Consider the following 17,426-nt stretch of genomic DNA (forward strand, 5'->3'; position numbering starts at 1 on the left):
TACCTCTGTGGGTCGCAACACGCCGTTATGGCCCGGCCATAACGGCGTGTTGCGACCCACGGATGCGTGCGGCGGTCAGTCCGGCTCCGGCGGCGTCGCGAGGACGGCCAGCCGGCTCGCGAACGCGGCCGCATCCACCGGGGCAAAGAACGCCGCGTCGGCGGCCTCGACGTCGGCCGTCGCTCCGCGGGCAGCCGCGACGCCGTCCGCCGTCGGGCGGAGCACGCGCGCGCGGCCGTCGGTGGGATGCGGCAGCCGCTCGACCAGCCCCGCACGTTCGAGCGTGCGGACGACCTGCGAGGTCATCATCGGATCCGTCGCGGCGAAGCCGGCCAGGTCGGCCTGCGTCACCAGTCGCTCCGGCTCCCGATCGCTCAGCCAGGTGAGGGAGGCGAGCAGCACGTACTGCACATGCGTCAGCTCGTGCGGGGCGAGTGCTGCGCGCATCGCCGCCTGCCAGCGGTTGGTGACCCGCCAGAGCAGGAGGCCGGGGCTCTGCGCGGCGACGGGGAACCGGCTGCCGAGGCCGCCGTCAGGCACGGGCCGCCGTGCGGGTCTCGGCCGCGTGGAGCAGCTCGGCCATCGCCACGGGGAAGTCGCCGGCGATCTGCGGGCCGAGCTCCGGGCCGACCGCGTCGGCGCCATCGCCGTCGATCTCGAGGGTGTGCGTGACCGCCGTCCGGCCGTCCGCCTGGGGCGCGATCGTGTGCCGGAAGGTGAGGGTCAGCCCGCCGAACGCGGTGCGGTCCGCGTAGACGCGCTCGGGCACGAGCTCCACGATCTCGGAGGTCATGGCGTCCTGCCCCTGCGGCGTCACGGTGATGGCCGTCCCGACGGCGAAGGGGCCGTGCAGCTCGAAGCGGTCGCTCGCCGGGCCGAGCGGCGTTCCGCTGTGCAGGTCGCGCAGCGCCGACCAGACCGCAGAGGCGGGGGCCGTCGTCACGTCGCCGTACTGAGTGGTCCACATGGTGGTCTCCGATCCGTAAACTAATAAGCGCGCTTAGCTTATCCCCATCGGGTAGACTCGGCAACTGAACTTCGGCGAGGGATGCTGCCCCCAGCATCCGTGATCGACGCGGTGGAGCAGGCTACGCAGTCTTTCCTCGCGCACTTCGATGCGTTCGAGTCGAACAACAACCACACTGCGGGCCTCGCGGCTCGCCCGACAGCCGGACCCCGTCCGGCGAGGAGACACCATGGCAGACGAGTCCAACAAGGTCGCAGCCGAGCTGCGCGAGAGCTTCGGCAAGGGCGCGGCGCGCAAGATCCGTGCCGCCGGCAAGATCCCGGCCGTCATCTACGGTCACGGCACCGACCCCGTCCACATCACGCTCCCGGCGCACCAGGTCGGCCTGCTGCTCCGCAAGGCGAACGCGGTCCTCGACCTCGACATCGCCGGCAAGGCCGAGCTCGCGCTCGTCAAGGACGTGCAGAAGGACCCGGTGTCGCAGATCATCGAGCACCTCGACCTCATCCTGATCCGCCGCGGCGAGAAGGTCACCGTCGAGGTCCCCGTGCACATCGAGGGCGAGCCCTACTCCGGCACGATCGCCATGCTCGAGGTCAGCACCATCCGCCTCGAGACCGAGGCGACCCACATCCCGGAGCGCATCGTCATCGACGTCACCGACGCGGCGGAGGGCACCCAGTACCTCGCGAAGGACTTCGACCTCCCGCAGGGCTCGACCCTGGCCGAGGACGAGGACCTCCTCATCGTCAACATCGCGGTGCCGGCTTCCGCCCGCGCCGAGGACGAGGAGACCGCAGCGGCCGAGGCCGCCGCCGACGCCGAGGCCGCCGGAAGCGCCGAGTAAGCACCTCCCATGGAATCCACCCGTCAGGCGTCGTCCACGGGACCGTCCGACGGGCCGTGGCTCGTGGTCGGGCTCGGTAACCCCGGGCCCGGCTACGCCGCCACACGCCACAACGTGGGTCAGATGGTGCTCGACGAGCTCGCCTCGCGCGGCCGTCTCACCTTCAAGACCCACAAGACGAACGCGACGGTCGCCGAGGGTCGGCTGACCCCCGGCGGCCCGCGTTTCGTCCTGGCCAAACCGAACACGTACATGAACGTGTCCGGCGGCCCGGTGTCGCAGCTGCTGCGTTTCTACTCGCTCGACCCGTCGCACCTGATCGTGGTGCACGACGAGCTCGACATCCCGTTCGACACCCTCCGCCTCAAGCATGGCGGCGGGCACGGCGGCCACAACGGCGTCCGCGACGTGATCGCCGCGATCGGCACGGGCGACTTCACGCGCGTGCGCGTCGGCGTCGGCCGGCCGCCCGGTTCATCGGCCGCCGCCGACCACGTCCTCAAGGGATTCTCGGCGACCGAACGCAAGAACCTCCCGATCCTCGTGGCGGATGCCGCGGATGCGGTCGAGCAGATCGCCGCCGACGGCCTCACCACCGCGCAGAACCGCTTCCACGCGCGCTGACCCGTCCGCCGCGAACGGAGGAGATCCCGGCTCAGCCGGCCCGAACGCCTCCCTTTCGCGCTCCCACCGGCGTGTCGAGCCGGAACCTCCTCCCTTTCCCGCACGCGTCGAGGCGGCCGGAAAGGGAGGAGAAACGGGTGCGCGATCCGCGTGTCGGCCGGAAACGGAGGTGGATGCGGGCGTCAGGCACGCGAATGACCTCCGTTTCCGGCGGCCGTCACGCGGCGGGGAGCGTCGCCCCCAGCGCTGCCGCGTACACCGCGAACGACACGATCGGCGCCGCCGCGGCCACGATGATGGCCACGACGCCGAACGGCCGTCCGCGCTTCGTCGCGACCGCCACGATGCCGAGCACCAGTGCAAGGATGCCCAGCACCGTCCCGAGCAGGATCTGGACGCCCATGAGGAGGCCGACGGGGGCGAACGCCGCAGCCTGATCCGCGGTGAGATCGCTCGTGTTGAACGAGAAGCTGGACGACGTGCGCGACGCGAGCGGACCGGCAGCCATGCCCACGAACAACGACGCGACCACCGAGAGGATGAAGACCGGGATCGCGATGGACATCGCCGTGACCCCGAGCGCGCGCGAGCGCGGGGGAGCGGGCGGCGCATCCCACCCGGCCGGCGCGTACGGCGACGGCGGCGGCGGATACGAGTTGTAGTACGCGGGCTGGTTCGGGTCGGTCACGGTTCCCCCCTCGGGTTCGGGCCGCCTCACGGCGGATGCTCAGCCAGAGCGTAGCGGACACTCTGCCCCGGACCAGGCGCGACGCGTACCGTGACCGGCATGGAGTTGTACACGCGCGAGTGGGGCAGCGGAGACCGCCTCGCGATCCTGGTCCACGGGGTCATGTCGGACTCGCGCAACTGGCGCAGGGTCGGGCCGGTTCTCGCCGAGCGCGGCTACCACGTCATCGCCGTCGACCTCCGCGGTCACGGGCACAGCCCCCGGACGGAGGAGTACTCGGCCGAGCTGATGGCGCAGGACATCGTCGACACGGTGCCGACGCATCCCGAGCTGGTCATGGGCCACTCGCTCGGCGGTCTGACCGTCAGCCTCGCGATCGAGCGGCTCGACCCGCAGCGCGTGATCTACGTCGACCCCGCGTTCTCGTGCCCGGCCGCCAACCGGTTCCAGCAGATGCTCGCGCCGGCCTTCCTGCGCACCCTGGCCCGGCAGTCGGCGGCACGCATCGCGAAGCGCAACCCGCGCTGGGATCCGGCCGACGTCGCCATCGAGGTCGAGACGTTCAAGGCGTTCGACCGGGCCGTCCTCCCCGTGGTGGTCACCCCGTCGGCGATGCGCGCTCCCGAGGTCATGAGCGTGCCCTCGATGGTCATGCTGGCCGACAACTCGCAGCTCGTGAAGCCGGAGCTCGCCCAGCGGCTGCGCTCCGAAGGGTACGAGGTGCGCGTCGTCCCCGGTTCCGGCCATGTCATCAACCGCGACGACCACGACGGCTTCATGCGGGCCCTCGAGGGATGGATCTGACCGCTCGTCCATTCCGCACCCCTCGACGTGTCGGTGGGCCCACGTAGAATTGACCGAGTGATACTCCAGGGTCTGGTCGCCGCGCTCTCACGCGAGTCCTCGTTCAACGATGCGCTCGGCTATGCGGCGCGCGACGCCGACTTCTCGCTGACGGACGGCCTGCGGGCTCCGCTCCTCGCCGGGCTGCTGCGGCGCCGTGCCGAGCAGGGCGCATCCCAGGCGATCCTCCTCATCACGGCCACCGGTCGCGAGTCCGAGTCGATCCGCGGCGCGCTGCCGTGCATTCTCCCCGAAGCGGAGATCGTCGAGTTCCCCGCGTGGGAGACGCTGCCGCACGAGCGGCTGAGCCCGAGCCCCGAGATCGTCGGCAAGCGCCTGAGCGCGCTCCGGCGTCTGGCCGACTGGTCCGAGGGCGACCGCACCACCCCGTTCATCCTGGTCGCGTCGGTGCGTGCCGCGCTGCAGCCGCTCGCCGACAACCTCACCGACTACGCCACCGTCGCCCTGCAGGCGGGAGCGCGTGGTTTCGACCTCGGCGGCCTGTCGACGCAGCTGGTCGACCTGGCCTACGGGCGCGTCGACATGGTCACCCGGCGCGGCGAGTTCGCGGTCCGCGGCGGCATCCTCGATGTCTTCCCGCCGACGGCCGACCACCCGTACCGCATCGATTTCTTCGGCGACGAGGTGGATGCGATCCGCGCCTTCTCGGTGGCCGACCAGCGGTCGATGCCCGAGCCGATCGCCGAGGTGAGCCTGCCGCCGAGCCGCGAGCTGCTGCTCAGCGACTCGGTGCGTCAGCGCGCACGGGAGATGGAGCACGAGTTCCCGAGCCTGTCGGCCATGCTCGCCAAGATCGGCGAGGGCATCCCGGTCGAGGGGATGGAGTCGCTGGCTCCCGCGCTCGTCGACCGTCTGGTGCCGCTCACCCACTACCTGCCCGACGGCGCGGCGGTCGCGGTGCTGTCGCCCGAGCGCGTCGCCTCGCGCGCGGTGAGCCTGGCGGAGACGAACCGCGAGTTCCTCTCCGCGGCCTGGAGCGCGGCGACCGTCGGCGCCGCCGCTCCGATCGACCTCGCGGCGGGCGACTTCCTGACCCTGCAGCAGCTGAAGGACTCGGTGAAGTTCAGCCGCCCGGGCTCGCCGAGCCCCGACCATCCGTGGTGGACGATGAGTGGCTTCCAGGCGAATGACGTCCTCCCCGAGGAGCGCGAGCTGGAGGAGCACCTGCAGGTGCGCATCGACGCGGAGGCCGTCCCCAGCTTCCAGGGCAACGTCTCCGGCGCCGTCGAGCACGTCGCCACGCGGCTGCGCGACGGCTGGAGCGTCGCGATCGTCGCGGCCGGCAACGGGCTGGTCGAGCGAGCCGCCGACGTCCTCGCCGAGTCGGAGCTCCCCGCGCGGCCGGTCGACGAGTTCCCGGCCGACCCGGAGCCCGGCATCGCCTACCTCGTCAAGGCCACGGCCGAGCACGGCTTCGAGGTGCCGGGGACGAAGCTCGCGCTGATCAGCGAGGCCGAGTTCTACGGCCGCGCCGTCGGCTACGACTCGCGCCAGGTGAAGAAGCTGGCGGCCCGACGCAAGAACGTCGTCGACCCGCTGCAGCTGAAGCCCGGCGACTACGTCGTGCATGAGACGCACGGAATCGGCAAGTTCGTGGAGCTGACCCAGCGCGAGGTGTCCAGCGGCGGCCGCAATGCGGTCAAGTCGAAGCGCGAGTACCTCGTGCTCGAGTACGCGCCCTCGAAGCGCGGCTACCCGGGCGACAAGCTCTACGTGCCGACCGATCAGCTCGACCTCCTCACCCGCTATGTCGGCGGCGAGGCGCCGCAGCTGTCCAAGATGGGCGGCAGCGACTGGGCGGCGGCGAAGGGCCGCGCCCGCCGGGCGGTGCGCGACATCGCCGTGGAGCTGGTCAAGCTGTACTCGGCCCGCATGGCGAGCAAGGGCCACGCCTTCGCCCCGGACACCCCCTGGCAGCGCGAGCTGGAGGAGGCCTTCCCGTTCGCGGAGACGCTCGACCAGTTGCAGACCATCGACGAGGTGAAGGCCGACATGGAGCGGCCCATCCCGATGGACCGCCTCATCTCGGGCGACGTCGGCTTCGGTAAGACCGAGATCGCCGTGCGCGCCGCGTTCAAGGCGGTGCAGGACGGCAAGCAGGTCGCGATGCTCGTGCCGACCACCCTGCTGGTGAAGCAGCACGCCGAGACGTTCCAGGAGCGCTTCGCGGGCTTCCCCATCCACCTGCGTCAGCTGAGCCGCTTCCAGACCGACAAGGAGGCGCGCGAGACGCTGCGCGGCATGGCCGACGGCACGGTGGATGTGGTGATCGGTACCCACCGCATCCTGGCCGACGGCGTGAGCTTCAAAGACCTCGGACTCGTGATCATCGACGAGGAGCAGCGCTTCGGCGTCGAGCACAAGGACGCCCTGAAGAAGCTGAAGACCAACGTCGACATCCTGGCGATGAGCGCGACGCCCATCCCGCGCACGCTGGAGATGGCGGTCACCGGAATCCGCGAGATGTCGACGCTCGCGACGCCGCCGGAGGACCGGCACCCCATCCTCACGTTCGTCGGCCCGTACTCGGACAAGCAGGTGGCGGCGGCGATCCGTCGCGAGCTGCTGCGCGAAGGCCAGGTGTTCTTCGTGCACAACCGCGTCGGCTCGATCACGAGCATGGCCGCGAAGCTGGCCGAGCTGGTTCCCGAGGCGCGCATCGGTGTCGCCCACGGCAAGATGAACGAGCATGCGCTGGAGCAGGTCGTCGTCGACTTCTGGGAGCGCCGCTTCGACGTGCTGGTCTCTACGACGATCATCGAGACCGGCCTCGACATCGCCAACGCGAACACGATCATCATCGACCGCGCCGACAAGTACGGCCTCAGCCAGCTGCACCAGCTGCGCGGTCGAGTCGGACGCGGGCGCGAGCGCGCCTACGCGTACTTCCTGTGGGATGAGAACAAGCCGCTGAGCGAGACCGCTCACGACCGGCTCTCGACCATCGCAGCGAACAACGACCTCGGCAGCGGCATGCAGGTCGCGCTGAAAGACCTCGAGATCCGTGGAGCGGGCAACCTGCTCGGCGGCGAGCAGTCTGGTCACATCGCGGGCGTGGGCTTCGACCTCTACCTCCGGATGATCGGCGAGGCCGTCTCCACGTTCCGCGGCGAGGTCGCCGAGGGCCAGACGGAGCTGCGGCTGGAGCTGCCGGTCGATGCGCACATCCCGGAGGAGTACGTCGACAGCGAGCGGCTGCGGTTGGAGGCGTACCAGAAGCTGTCGACCGCGAGCTCGCCCGCGGCGAAGGACGGCCAGATCGACCTCGTGCTGGAGGAGCTGACCGACCGCTACGGCACCCCGCCGGAGGCCGTCACCAACCTCGTCGCCGTGTCGCGGCTGCGCCGCGCGGCACAGAAGGCCGGGCTCGGGGAGGTCGTGGCGATGGGTTCCAACCTGCGCCTGGCGCCGGCCGTGCTGCCCGACTCGCTACAGGTGCGCCTGCAGCGCATGTACCCGGGGTCGAAGTACCACGCGGCTCCGAAGGTCGCGACCGTCCCGCTGCCGCGCGTGAACGGCGAGGCGCTCGACGACGCGTCCCTGATCACGTGGGTGGCCGACCTGCTGGGGGCGCTGTTCCCGGAGAAGGAGCAGGCCGCCGCCGAGCGCGCCAGCTGACGCGACCCGTCCCGCGCATCCGTGGGTCGCAACACGCCGCTATGCGGCGGCCATAACGGCGCGTTGCGCCCCACGGATGCGGCGGGGTCAGGCAGACGGCTCCGCCTGCGACTCCGGCTCCGCCCGCTTCCGCGGATCCGGGTGCGGGTGCTGGCGCCGGTTGCGCCGGGCGAGCGCGCTGACGAGGAACCCGGAGACGACGATCGCGACCGCCGACCCGAGCAGCACGGCCAGCGTGCCCTCCGCCCGGACCTCCTCCGACCCGGCGAACGCCAGCTCGTTCATCAGCAGGGAGACGGTGAACCCGATCCCGCCGAGCGCGGCGACGGTGATGAGCCCGAAGAGCGAGATGCGCCCGCGTTCGGCACCGCGCTTCGTGAACGAGCCGAGCCATCCACCCAGGGTGATGCCGATCAGCTTGCCGACCGGCAGGGCGACCAGGATGCCCCAGAACGCCGGCGACAGCTGCGACGGCGACACGGCGGGGATGGGCACCAGCGCCGCCGAGAACGCGAACAGCGGCAGGATGAGCCCGTTCGACCACGGTTCGAGCGCGTGGGTGACCTTCCCGGCGGGCCGGCGCGCCATGACGAGCCCGAGGGCGACGCCCGCGATGGTCGCGTGCACGCCGGAGTCGTAGACCAGCCACCAGGTGAGCAGAGCGAGCAGCACCATGAGGACACCGAGCGGCCAGCGCATCCGCCCGCGCAGCATCCGGCTCATCACCCCGAACACGGCCACCGTGACAGCGGCGAGCGCCAGCTCCAGCAGGTTCGGGTCGGTGGTGAAGAACACGGCGATGATGACGATCGCGATGAGGTCGTCGAGCACCGCGAGGGCCAGCAGGAAGACGCGCAGCCGGTTCGGCAAACCGCGGCCGAAGACGGCGAGCACGCCGAGCGCGAAGGCGATGTCGGTCGCGGTCGGGATGGGCCAGCCCTGCGACACGCCGGTGCCCGCGGTCAGCGCCAGGTAGATCCCCGCAGGCACGATCACGCCGGCGACCGCCGCGATCGCCGGATGGATGGCCTTCTGCACACTGTTGAGCTCGCCCACGACGAGCTCGTGCTTGAGCTCGACCGCGACGATGAAGAAGAAGATCGCGAGCAGGCCGTCGCTGATCCAATGGCCGACGCTCAGATCGAGCGGACCGGCGCCGAGGTGGGCGTGCTGCACGTCGAGCAGCGCGGGGCCGACGGCCGTGTTGGCGAGGAGGAGGCCGAGCGCGGCCGCTCCGAGGAGGAGTCCGGCGGCGGTGCGCTCGGATCGGATGATGCTCATGCGGTCACCAATCATGCGGGGTCACGGAAACGACGCCGACCAGACTTCCCGGCACACCGCTCATGACTCTACCCGGTGGCAGGATGGATGAATCGTAGAGCGAGGAGGTCGGCATGGGCGAGGCAGTGGGTCAGGATGCGGGTCCGGTGGTCGTACCGGAGGCCGCGACGAAGCTCGACGAGCTGGTCGCCGTGATGGCCCGCCTGCGCGCTCCGGGCGGCTGCCCGTGGGACGCCGACCAGACCCACGAGTCGCTGGTGCAGTACCTGATCGAGGAGACCTACGAGCTCATCGACGCCATCGAGACCGGTGACCGCGACGAGCTGCTCGAGGAGTTGGGCGACGTGCTGTACCAGGTGCTCTTCCACGCCGACATCGCGGCGCACACGCCGGGGGAGGACTTCGACATCCAGGATGTCGCCGCTCACATGACCGCGAAGATGGTCGGTCGCCACCCGCACGTCTTCGGCGACCGGACCGCCGCCGACGCCCGACGGGCCGAGACCGCGGACGACGTGGTCGGGTTCTGGGACGAGCTGAAGAAGCAGGAGAAGCCGGGCCGCACGAGCGTGCTCGACGGCATCCCCCAGGGCATGCCCTCGCTCGCGCTGGCCGACAAGCTGCTCGGCCGCGCGCAGAAGGTCGGTCTGCTCGACCTGCAGGAGTCGGGCGGCGTGCAGGTGGCCAGCGAGGACGAGCTCGGGCCGCTGCTGCTCGCGATCGTCGCGTCGGCCAAGGCGCAGGGGCTGGATGCGGAGCGCGCGCTGCGCTCGACCCTGCGCGACCTGCAGGACGAGATCCGCGAGCAGGAGGCCGTCTAAACCCCGTCGCTATCTCACTCGCTGAGCGAAGCCAGGTATTCGCGGATACCGTCGGTCACCAGCAGATGGTCCTCTTCCGAGGTGAGGCCGGACGCGGTGACCGCTCCGACGACGCCGGTGCCGGCGACCCGGATCGGGAACGAGCCACCGGTGAGCGCGTAGTCGCGCGCATCGAGCCAGCCGAGACCCTCCACATCCACGTCGGCCAGGCGGAGAGCCACCAGGGCGCTGCTCGCCTCGAACCGGTGCACCACGGCCGCCTTCTTGCGGATCCAATCCTGCTGATCGACCGTCGTTCCGGGCAGCATGGCGCGGAACAGGATGTGATCTCCGCGCCGGATGTCGACGGCCACACCGGCGTCGGCCGCGAGCGCGCGCTCGATGATGAGGCTCCCCAGGCGCCACGCTGCGGCGAGGTCGAACGACGGCAGGACGAGCTCCCGCTCCTGCTGCTCGAGAAACGGGATCGAGAGGTCGGTCATCGTGGTCCTTCGCTCGGGGCCGCCGCACGGCGCGTCACGCCGACACTAGCCGAGTGGGCCTACGCCGTGTGGTGCCGTCCGAGCGGTACGACGAGCGGCGTCCCGGTCACCGGGTCGTCGGCGATGACCGACTCGACGCCGAACACGTCGCGCACGAGCTCCGCCGTGACCACCGCGGCCGGGTCTCCCGCCGCCACGACCGACCCCGAGCGCATGGCGATGAGGTGTCCGGCATACCGCGCGGCCAGATTGAGGTCGTGCAGCACCATGACGACCGTCGTGCCACGGGCGGCGTTGAGGTCGAGCAGGAGGTCGAGCACATCCAGCTGGTGGCTGAGGTCGAGGAAGGTGGTCGGCTCGTCCAGCAGCAGGATGTCGGTGCGCTGGGCGAGCGCCATCGCGACCCACACGCGCTGCCGCTGACCGCCGGAGAGCTCGTCCACCGGACGGTCGGCGAGGTCCGTGATCCCGGTCGCCGTCATGGCCTCGGCCACGGCTTCGTCGTCGTCGGCCGTCCAGCGCCGGAACCAGCCCTGGTGCGGGTACCGGCCGCGCGAGACCAGGTCCGCGACGGTGATGCCGTCGGGCGCGGTCGGCGTCTGGGGCAGCAGTCCGAGGCGCTGCGCCACCTGTTTGGTCGGGAGCGAGTGGATGTCGGAGCCGTCGAGCAGGACGCTGCCGGAGGCCGGCGGGAGCAGCCGCGACAGCCCGCGCAGCAGGGTCGACTTGCCGCAGGCGTTCGGCCCGACGATGGCGGTCACACGGCCGGCCGGGATGTCGAGGTCGAGTCCGTCGACCACCACCCGTCCCTCGTAGGCGAGCGACAGATCGCGGGCGGCCAGCTCCGGCACGGCGGAAGGGGTCTCGTATGTCATGTCAGCCTCCACGGCCGATGCGGTTGGTCCTGGCGAGCAGCCAGAGCAGGTAGGGGGCGCCGACGATCCCGGTGACGACGCCGACCGGCAGCACGACGCCCGGGAGCGCGAACTGGGCGACGATGTCCGAGACGACGAGGATGAGCGCGCCGAGCAGCGCCGACGGGATGAGCGCGAGCGACCCGCGGCCCAGCAGCCGCCGGGCGATCGGCGCGGCGAGGAACGCGACGAAGGAGACCGGGCCGGCGACGGCGACGGCGAGCGCCGCGAGCGCGACGGCCACGGCGACCACCAGGAGGCGTGTGCGCTCCGGCCGCACACCGAGCCCGGCGGCGAGGTCGTCGCCGAGGGACAGGGCTCCGAGCGGACGGCCGATCAGCAGTGCGCAGGGCACCAGCAGCACCGTCCCGATGCCGAGCACCAGCAGCGAGGTGGGGTCGACGGAGTTGAGGCTCCCGGTGATCCACACCAGCGCCTGCTGCACGTCGGAGAGGTCGGCGCGGGTGAGCACGTACGAGACGATGCCCGCGCAGAAGGCCGCGATCCCGATCCCGACCAGCACGAAGCGGTAGCCGCTGACACCGCGGCGCCAGGCCAGCAGGTAGATGGCCGCGGCAGCGACGAGCGTCCCAGCGAGCACGATGCCGGAGAGCGCGAGACCCGTGAGCCCGAACCAGATCAGGGCGACAGAGCCGGTCGCGCTCGCCGCCGCGGTGATGCCGATGATGTCGGGGCTCGCGAGCGGGTTGCGCGCGACCGATTGGATGAGCGCACCGGAGAGCCCGAGACACGCGCCGACCAGAGCGCCCGCGACCAGCCGCGGCAGCCGCAGCTCGAGGATGACGAACGACGTCAGCCGGTCGGCGCGGCCGACCAACGCGGCCAGCACATCGGCGGGGGAGACCGCCACAGCGCCGAGCGTCAGGGAGACGGCCGCGACGAGGAGGACGAGCACGGCGAGCACGATCGACACCCGGAGCGCGCGCGAACGGCCGTGGCGCCGGTCGGCGCGCACCGCATCCACTGTGCCGGCGGCCGACGTGCCCCCGGCCCGTGACGGCGGGGACACCGGTGCGGCGCTCACAGGCTCACCAGCCGTCGGCGCCGCACCAGCGCGATGAACACCGGCGCGCCCACGAACGCCAGCACGACGCCCACCTGCAGCTCACCGGGAGGGGCGACGACGCGGCCGAGGATGTCGCACGCGAGCAGCAGCGTCGGTGCGGCGACCGCCGAGTACGCCAGGATCCAGCGGTAGTCCGCCCCGACCACGCGCCGGGCGATGTGCGGGATGATCAGGCCGAGGAACGCGATGGGCCCGACCGCCGCGGTCGCCGAGCCGCAGAGCAGGACGATCGCCACCCCGCAGAGCACCCGCGTCACACCCACGCGCTGCCCGAGACCGCGGGCGACGTCGTCGCCGAGCGCGAGGCCGTTCAGCAGCCTCCCGAGCCCGAGAGCCAGGATCGCGCCGACGGTGAGCGTCGGGAGGATCTGCCACAGCACTCCGAACCCGCGGCCGGCGAGCGACCCCACCTGCCAGAAGCGCATGGCGTCGAGCGAGGCGCGGCTGGTCAGTTCCACCGCGGTGATCAGCGAGCCGAGGGCGGCGGAGACGGCCGCTCCCGCGAGCGCCAGCTTGACCGGCGTCGCCCCTTCGCGCCCGAGCGAGGAGACGGCGTAGACGAGCACGGAGGCGAGCGCCGCTCCGGCGAACGCGAACCACAGGTACCCCGTCGGCGCGGTGATCCCCAGGAACGCGATGGCGACGACCACGGCGAGCGACGCCCCGAAGTTGACACCGAGGATGCCCGGGTCGGCCAGCGGGTTGCGCGACAGCCCCTGCATGACCGTGCCGGCGAGCCCCAGGGCGAGCCCGGTGACCAGCCCCAGCAGAGTGCGGGGGAGGCGGCTGTCCACCACCACGAGGGAGTCCGGGTCGCTGCGCGAGTAGTGCAGCAGGGCGTGCACGACGTCGGCCGGGGCGATCGTGCGCGCGCCGACCATGAGGCTCAGCACCGAGACGACCACGAGCAGGACGGCCGCGACGGCGAAGCCCGCGAGCAGCCGGCGGCGCCGGGCGCGCGGGGACGACCCCGCGCGACCGGTACCCGCCCCGCCGGCGGCGGCGGGCGCGTCGACGCTCGCGGACATCCGCGCTACTTGACCTTGTCGGCGGCCTTGGCCAGCTGCGGCACGTAGCGGTCGAGCATCCACGGGATGCTGAGCACGCTGGGCGCGCTGGTCGCGGCGACGAACGACCGTCCGATGATGGGGGCGAAACGGCCCTCCTTGATCGTCGGCATCGCGGCGACGAGCGGGTCGGAGGTGAACGCATCCACCGCGGCCTGGTCTTCGAAGTACATCACCAGCAGGTCCGTGTCGATCTTCGACAGGTTCTCGTAGCTGAGCTGGTAGAAGAAGCTGCCGTCGCCCTTCGAAGAGTCGAGGGAGTCGATGCTCGGGGAGTTCTTGAGCCCCAGGTCGTTGAGCAGCTGCACGCGCGGGTCGTCGGCGCGGTAGACGTTGAGCTTGCCCGGCTCGTTGGCGGCGGCGTAGAAGAAGGTCTTGTCCTTGAGCACCGGGTACTTCCCGGCGAGCGCGGTCACCGAGTCCTCGGTCTTCGTGACGAGGGCGTCCGTCTCCTTCGTCATACCGAGCGCCTTGCCGACGATCTCGGTCTGGTCGCGCCAGCTGGTGGACCACGGCTTCTCCGGGTAGGCGACGACCGGGGCGATCTTGCTGAGCGTGTCGTACTCCGCCTGCGTCAGCCCGGAGTACGGGGCGAGGATGACGTCCGGCTTGGCCGTCACGAAGTCCTCGAACGGCACCTCTCCGGTGTCGGCGGGGATGATCTTCGGCGTCTTCCCGCCGAGCTCCTTGATCCGGTCGGCGTCCCACGGCAGGATGCCGTCCGCGGTGCCGCCGTAGGCGAACGCCGGCATGGCGACCGGGACGATGCCGAGGGCCAGCACGATGTCCTGCGCACCCCATCCCCAGGTCGCGATGCGCTTCGGCTTCTCGTCGATCTTCGCCTCGCCGAGGGCGCTCTTCACCGTGACGGGGAAGGCGCCGGTGCCGCTGTCCGAGCTGCTCTGCGCGGCGGATCCGCCGGCGCTGCAGCCGGTGAGCGCGAGGGCGGCGGAGGCCACGATCGCGGTGGCGATCACAGCGAGACGCGACCGGCGACGGGCGGCGCGGGGGACAGGCAGCATGGTTCTCCTCGGGAGGAATGGGATGGGCGGCTGCCGACGACATGGTCGGCGCGATGTAAGGCAAGCCTAACCTAAGAGATCACGGGCGACCAAGACCCGTCCACCGACCCGCGCGGTCGACCGGGGAGCGCACGCGACCGGCGGAGCGCAGAGATGGCCGGCAGCGCATCCGCCCGTTCAGGTCGCCATTCGGGTGAGGCGGCGCCTCGCGGCGGCGCACTCCTGGTCTCGGCGGACGCGTTGTCGGCCCGTGTCTGGCAGCGAGCAAGCGCCGTGGTCGGACGGATGCGACTCATGCCAGGTCCTGTATTGAGGACGCCACCGAGCCTCGCACAAGGGCGGAGCCTCAGGGTGGCAACGCCTGGATTTTACGCCCGCGGGTGGATGCGCACCATACCCTCCGGCACCGGCTGTGGGCCGCCTTCATGGAAGAATCGACGCATGGCCTCACCGATCACCCCGCCCCGCGGCATGCGCGACTTCCTCCCCGCTGAGAAGGCCCGCCGCGAGCATGCGCTCGGGGTGATCCGCCGCAGCTTCGCCGCGCACGGGTTCGACGAGATCGAGACCCCGGTCGTCGAAGACATCGAGCGCCTGCACTCGGGACTCGGCGGTGACAACGAGAAGCTGTCGTTCAGCATCCTGAAACGCGGGCTCGACGGCGACGACCTCACCGCCGCCATCGACTCGGGCGACCTGCTGAGCCTCGCCGACCTCGGGCTCCGGTTCGATCTGACGGTTCCGCTCGCCCGCTTCTACGCCACCCACCGGGCCGAGCTCCCTCCGGTGTTCCGCAGCATCCAGATCGCGCCGGTGTGGCGGGCCGAGCGTCCGCAGAAGGGCCGCTACCGCCAGTTCGTGCAGTGCGACATCGACATCATCGGCGAAGCGACTCAGCTGGCCGAGGTGGAGCTGATCACCGCGACCGCTGCGGCGCTCGAAGCGCTGGGCCTCAGCGACTGCACGATCCGCATCAACGACCGGCGCATCCTGAACGGCCTGCTCGAGTACTGCGGCTTCGACGAGACGCGGTGGCCACAGGTGCTCATCTCCATCGACAAGCTGGACAAGATCGGCGCGGAGGGCGTGGTCGCCGAGCTCGCCGAGTGCGGGGCGGACTCCGCGGCCGTGCTCGGCGGCATCCTCGCCGACCTGGAGCCGCACCTGGCCGACGGCGGCGTCGCGCTCACCGTCGAGGCGATCACCGGCATCCTCCCCGAGGGGATGGACACCGACGCCGTCGCCGACCTGGAGGCGCTCGCCCACGCCCTCGACACCCTTCCCCCCGGCGTCGCCCTGCGGTTCGACCCGACGCTCGTGCGTGGTATGGGCTACTACACCGGCACCATCTTCGAGATCGCGCACCCCGGCTCTGGCAGCTCGGTCGGGGGCGGCGGGCGCTACGACGGGATGATCGGCCGCTTCCTTGGCACCGACGTGCCCGCCGCGGGCTTCTCCATCGGCTTCGAGCGGGTCGTCGACCTGATCGAGCTGCCCGAGGACGCCTCCGCGGAGTCCGTCGTGCTCGTCTACGATCCCGCCGTGCCGCTCGACCGCCTCGTCGCGATCAAGTCGGAGCTGATCGCGCGCGGGCAGCGTGTCCGCCTCGACCGGCGGGCGAAGAACCTCAAGGCCGTGCTCGACCGTGCGGCCTCCGCCGGCTTCCGCTCGTTCGCGTTCGTCAACGCGGACACGGCGGATGCGGCCGCCCTCGACGTCAAGCCGCTGAACTGAGCGGCTCACCTCGCATCACTAGACTGACGTCGTAAAACCCACGAAAAACCACGCAAGGAGACAGTTGTGGCTGCAATCGAAGCTGTAGGCGCTCGCGAGATCTTGGACTCGCGCGGCAACCCGACCGTCGAGGTCGAGGTGCTCCTCGAGGACGGCACGGTCAGCCGTGCCGCCGTCCCGTCCGGCGCGTCCACCGGGGCGTTCGAGGCCTACGAGCTGCGAGACGGCGACAAGGAGCGCTACCAGGGCAAGGGCGTGCTCAAGGCCGTGGATGCGGTGCTCGACGAGCTGGGACCTGCGATCGAGGGCTTCGAGGCCTCCGAGCAGCGCCTGGTCGACGAGGCCCTCATCGACCTCGACGGCACCGACAACAAGAAGCGCGTCGGCGCCAACGCCATCCTCGGCGTCAGCCTCGCCGTCGCCAAGGCCGCGGCCGACTCGGCCGACCTGCCGCTGTTCCGCTACGTCGGCGGACCGAACGCCCACGTCCTGCCCGTCCCGATGATGAACATCATCAACGGGGGCGCCCACGCGGACACCGGTGTCGACATCCAGGAGTTCATGGTCCTCCCGCTCGGTGCGGAGACCTACTCCGAGGGCCTCCGCTGGGGCGTCGAGACCTACCACTCGCTCAAGGCGCTGCTGAAGTCGAAGGGCCTCAACACCGGTCTCGGCGACGAGGGCGGCTTCGCCCCGGAGCTCGAGCACAACCGTGCGGCGCTCGACCTGATCTCCGAGGCGATCGAGAAGGCCGGCTTCACCGTCGGCCGCGACATCGCCCTCGGCCTCGACGTCGCCTCCACCGAGTTCTTCGAGAACGGCGTGTACCGCTTCGAGGGCCAGGAGCGCACCGCCGCCGAGATGAGCGCCTACTACCAGGAGCTCGCGGCGAACTACCCGCTCGTCTCCATCGAGGACCCGCTGGCGGAGGACGACTGGGAGGGCTGGGCGCACCTCACCGCCGAGCTCGGCACCAAGCTGCAGCTCGTCGGCGACGACCTGTTCGTCACCAACCCGAAGCGCCTCGCCGAGGGCATCACCAAGCACGCGGCCAACAGCATCCTCGTCAAGGTCAACCAGATCGGCACCCTGACCGAGACGCTCGACGCCGTGTCGCTCGCCCAGCGCAGCGGCATGACCGCCGTGCTCTCGCACCGCTCCGGCGAGACCGAGGACACCACGATCGCCGACCTCGCCGTCGCCACCAACGCCGGCCAGATCAAGACCGGCGCCCCGGCCCGCTCCGAGCGCGTCGCGAAGTACAACCAGCTGCTCCGCATCGAGGAGGAGCTGGGCGACGCCGCCGTCTACGCCGGCCGCAGCGCCTTCCCGCGCTTCACCGCGTAACACGCACCCACCGGACGGCCCCCGGGGTTCCCCCGGGGGCCGTCCGCGTCTCCGGCTGCGTGA

16 protein-coding genes are annotated in these 17,426 nt (G+C 71.1%); 7 read left to right on the plus strand and 9 right to left on the minus strand.

Annotated features, from left to right (window positions below):
• Positions 1-75: 75 nt before the first annotated feature.
• Together AXZ95_RS16925 and AXZ95_RS16930 are read right to left on the minus strand one after the other, a co-directional pair.
• On the minus strand, positions 76-540 hold the full coding sequence (locus tag AXZ95_RS16925) for a MarR family transcriptional regulator (RefSeq protein ID WP_018191607.1): 465 nt from the start codon (positions 538-540) through the stop codon (positions 76-78).
• A complete protein-coding gene (locus AXZ95_RS16930; protein WP_018191606.1) occupies positions 533-967 on the minus strand; it encodes an SRPBCC family protein in 435 nt (144 codons plus the stop codon). The genes AXZ95_RS16925 and AXZ95_RS16930 overlap by 8 nt, the downstream gene beginning before the upstream one ends.
• A 229-nt stretch (positions 968-1,196) precedes the next feature.
• On the opposite strand from AXZ95_RS16930, the gene AXZ95_RS16935 reads away from it, so the two are divergent.
• A complete protein-coding gene (locus AXZ95_RS16935) occupies positions 1,197-1,814 on the plus strand; it encodes a 50S ribosomal protein L25/general stress protein Ctc (RefSeq protein ID WP_018191605.1) in 618 nt (205 codons plus the stop codon).
• A 9-nt stretch (positions 1,815-1,823) separates the two neighbouring features.
• Positions 1,824-2,438 (plus strand): aminoacyl-tRNA hydrolase, encoded by a 615-nt coding sequence (gene pth / locus AXZ95_RS16940; protein WP_018191604.1) that lies wholly within the window; start codon positions 1,824-1,826, stop codon positions 2,436-2,438.
• 217 nt (positions 2,439-2,655) lie between these two features.
• Here pth and AXZ95_RS16945 read toward each other — a convergent pair whose 3' ends face one another.
• On the minus strand, positions 2,656-3,126 hold the full coding sequence (locus AXZ95_RS16945; RefSeq protein ID WP_133638945.1) for a hypothetical protein: 471 nt from the start codon (positions 3,124-3,126) through the stop codon (positions 2,656-2,658).
• 99 nt (positions 3,127-3,225) lie between these two features.
• Between AXZ95_RS16945 and AXZ95_RS16950 the strand changes: the two genes are divergently transcribed.
• Positions 3,226-3,930, plus strand: a complete 705-nt coding sequence (locus AXZ95_RS16950) for an alpha/beta hydrolase (RefSeq protein WP_026307241.1) — start codon at positions 3,226-3,228, stop codon at positions 3,928-3,930.
• Between the two features lie 57 nt (positions 3,931-3,987).
• Positions 3,988-7,608, plus strand: coding sequence for a transcription-repair coupling factor (mfd, locus tag AXZ95_RS16955; protein ID WP_018191601.1), 3,621 nt, complete (start codon positions 3,988-3,990; stop codon positions 7,606-7,608).
• Positions 7,609-7,695: 87 nt separating this feature from the next.
• Here the strand turns inward: mfd and nhaA are convergent, their stop codons facing one another.
• Entirely contained in the window at positions 7,696-8,889 is a 1,194-nt protein-coding gene (nhaA, locus tag AXZ95_RS16960; RefSeq protein ID WP_018191600.1) for a Na+/H+ antiporter NhaA, read from the minus strand.
• Positions 8,890-9,002: 113 nt separating this feature from the next.
• Here nhaA and AXZ95_RS16965 point away from each other — a divergent pair, with 113 nt between their 5' ends.
• The gene (locus AXZ95_RS16965; RefSeq protein WP_018191599.1) at positions 9,003-9,710 is read left to right on the plus strand and encodes a MazG family protein; all 708 of its coding nucleotides are present in this window, start codon (positions 9,003-9,005) and stop codon (positions 9,708-9,710) included.
• Positions 9,711-9,724: 14 nt separating this feature from the next.
• Here the strand turns inward: AXZ95_RS16965 and AXZ95_RS16970 are convergent, their stop codons facing one another.
• Genes AXZ95_RS16970 through AXZ95_RS16990 form a run of 5 tightly spaced genes read right to left on the minus strand, consistent with a single transcriptional unit; the run spans position 9,725 to position 14,282 of the window.
• Positions 9,725-10,192: a heme-degrading domain-containing protein gene (locus AXZ95_RS16970; protein ID WP_018191598.1), complete on the minus strand. Its 468-nt coding sequence runs from the start codon at positions 10,190-10,192 to the stop codon at positions 9,725-9,727.
• A gap of 59 nt (positions 10,193-10,251) precedes the next feature.
• Positions 10,252-11,067: an ABC transporter ATP-binding protein gene (locus tag AXZ95_RS16975; RefSeq protein WP_018191597.1), complete on the minus strand. Its 816-nt coding sequence runs from the start codon at positions 11,065-11,067 to the stop codon at positions 10,252-10,254.
• 1 nt (position 11,068) lies between these two features.
• On the minus strand, positions 11,069-12,151 hold the full coding sequence (locus tag AXZ95_RS16980; RefSeq protein ID WP_231374453.1) for an iron chelate uptake ABC transporter family permease subunit: 1,083 nt from the start codon (positions 12,149-12,151) through the stop codon (positions 11,069-11,071).
• Positions 12,148-13,221: an iron chelate uptake ABC transporter family permease subunit gene (locus tag AXZ95_RS16985; protein ID WP_018191595.1), complete on the minus strand. Its 1,074-nt coding sequence runs from the start codon at positions 13,219-13,221 to the stop codon at positions 12,148-12,150. Before AXZ95_RS16985 ends, AXZ95_RS16980 begins: the two co-directional genes overlap by 4 nt.
• A gap of 5 nt (positions 13,222-13,226) precedes the next feature.
• Entirely contained in the window at positions 13,227-14,282 is a 1,056-nt protein-coding gene (locus tag AXZ95_RS16990) for an iron-siderophore ABC transporter substrate-binding protein (protein ID WP_018191594.1), read from the minus strand.
• A 441-nt stretch (positions 14,283-14,723) separates the two neighbouring features.
• Between AXZ95_RS16990 and hisS the strand changes: the two genes are divergently transcribed.
• Positions 14,724-16,016: a histidine--tRNA ligase gene (hisS, locus tag AXZ95_RS16995; protein WP_018191593.1), complete on the plus strand. Its 1,293-nt coding sequence runs from the start codon at positions 14,724-14,726 to the stop codon at positions 16,014-16,016.
• 66 nt (positions 16,017-16,082) lie between these two features.
• On the plus strand, positions 16,083-17,363 hold the full coding sequence (gene eno, locus AXZ95_RS17000; protein ID WP_026307240.1) for a phosphopyruvate hydratase: 1,281 nt from the start codon (positions 16,083-16,085) through the stop codon (positions 17,361-17,363).
• Positions 17,364-17,426 lie beyond the last annotated feature (63 nt).

Origin of the sequence: Leifsonia sp. 115AMFTsu3.1, assembly GCF_004362795.1 — a bacterium.
Taxonomy (GTDB): domain Bacteria; phylum Actinomycetota; class Actinomycetes; order Actinomycetales; family Microbacteriaceae; genus Leifsonia.

Bases quoted from the DNA above. Each gene is read 5' to 3' on its own strand.
- AXZ95_RS16930 (WP_018191606.1), bottom strand. From the start codon at position 967: ATGTGGACCACTCAGTACGGCGACGTGACGACGGCCCCCGCCTCTGCG.
- AXZ95_RS16935 (WP_018191605.1), top strand. From the start codon at position 1,197: ATGGCAGACGAGTCCAACAAGGTCGCAGCCGAGCTGCGCGAGAGCTTC.
- pth (WP_018191604.1), top strand. From the start codon at position 1,824: ATGGAATCCACCCGTCAGGCGTCGTCCACGGGACCGTCCGACGGGCCG.
- AXZ95_RS16950 (WP_026307241.1), top strand. From the start codon at position 3,226: ATGGAGTTGTACACGCGCGAGTGGGGCAGCGGAGACCGCCTCGCGATC.
- nhaA (WP_018191600.1), bottom strand. From the start codon at position 8,889: ATGAGCATCATCCGATCCGAGCGCACCGCCGCCGGACTCCTCCTCGGA.
- AXZ95_RS16965 (WP_018191599.1), top strand. From the start codon at position 9,003: ATGGGCGAGGCAGTGGGTCAGGATGCGGGTCCGGTGGTCGTACCGGAG.
- AXZ95_RS16970 (WP_018191598.1), bottom strand. From the start codon at position 10,192: ATGACCGACCTCTCGATCCCGTTTCTCGAGCAGCAGGAGCGGGAGCTC.
- AXZ95_RS16975 (WP_018191597.1), bottom strand. From the start codon at position 11,067: ATGACATACGAGACCCCTTCCGCCGTGCCGGAGCTGGCCGCCCGCGAT.
- AXZ95_RS16985 (WP_018191595.1), bottom strand. From the start codon at position 13,221: ATGTCCGCGAGCGTCGACGCGCCCGCCGCCGCCGGCGGGGCGGGTACC.
- AXZ95_RS16990 (WP_018191594.1), bottom strand. From the start codon at position 14,282: ATGCTGCCTGTCCCCCGCGCCGCCCGTCGCCGGTCGCGTCTCGCTGTG.
- hisS (WP_018191593.1), top strand. From the start codon at position 14,724: ATGGCCTCACCGATCACCCCGCCCCGCGGCATGCGCGACTTCCTCCCC.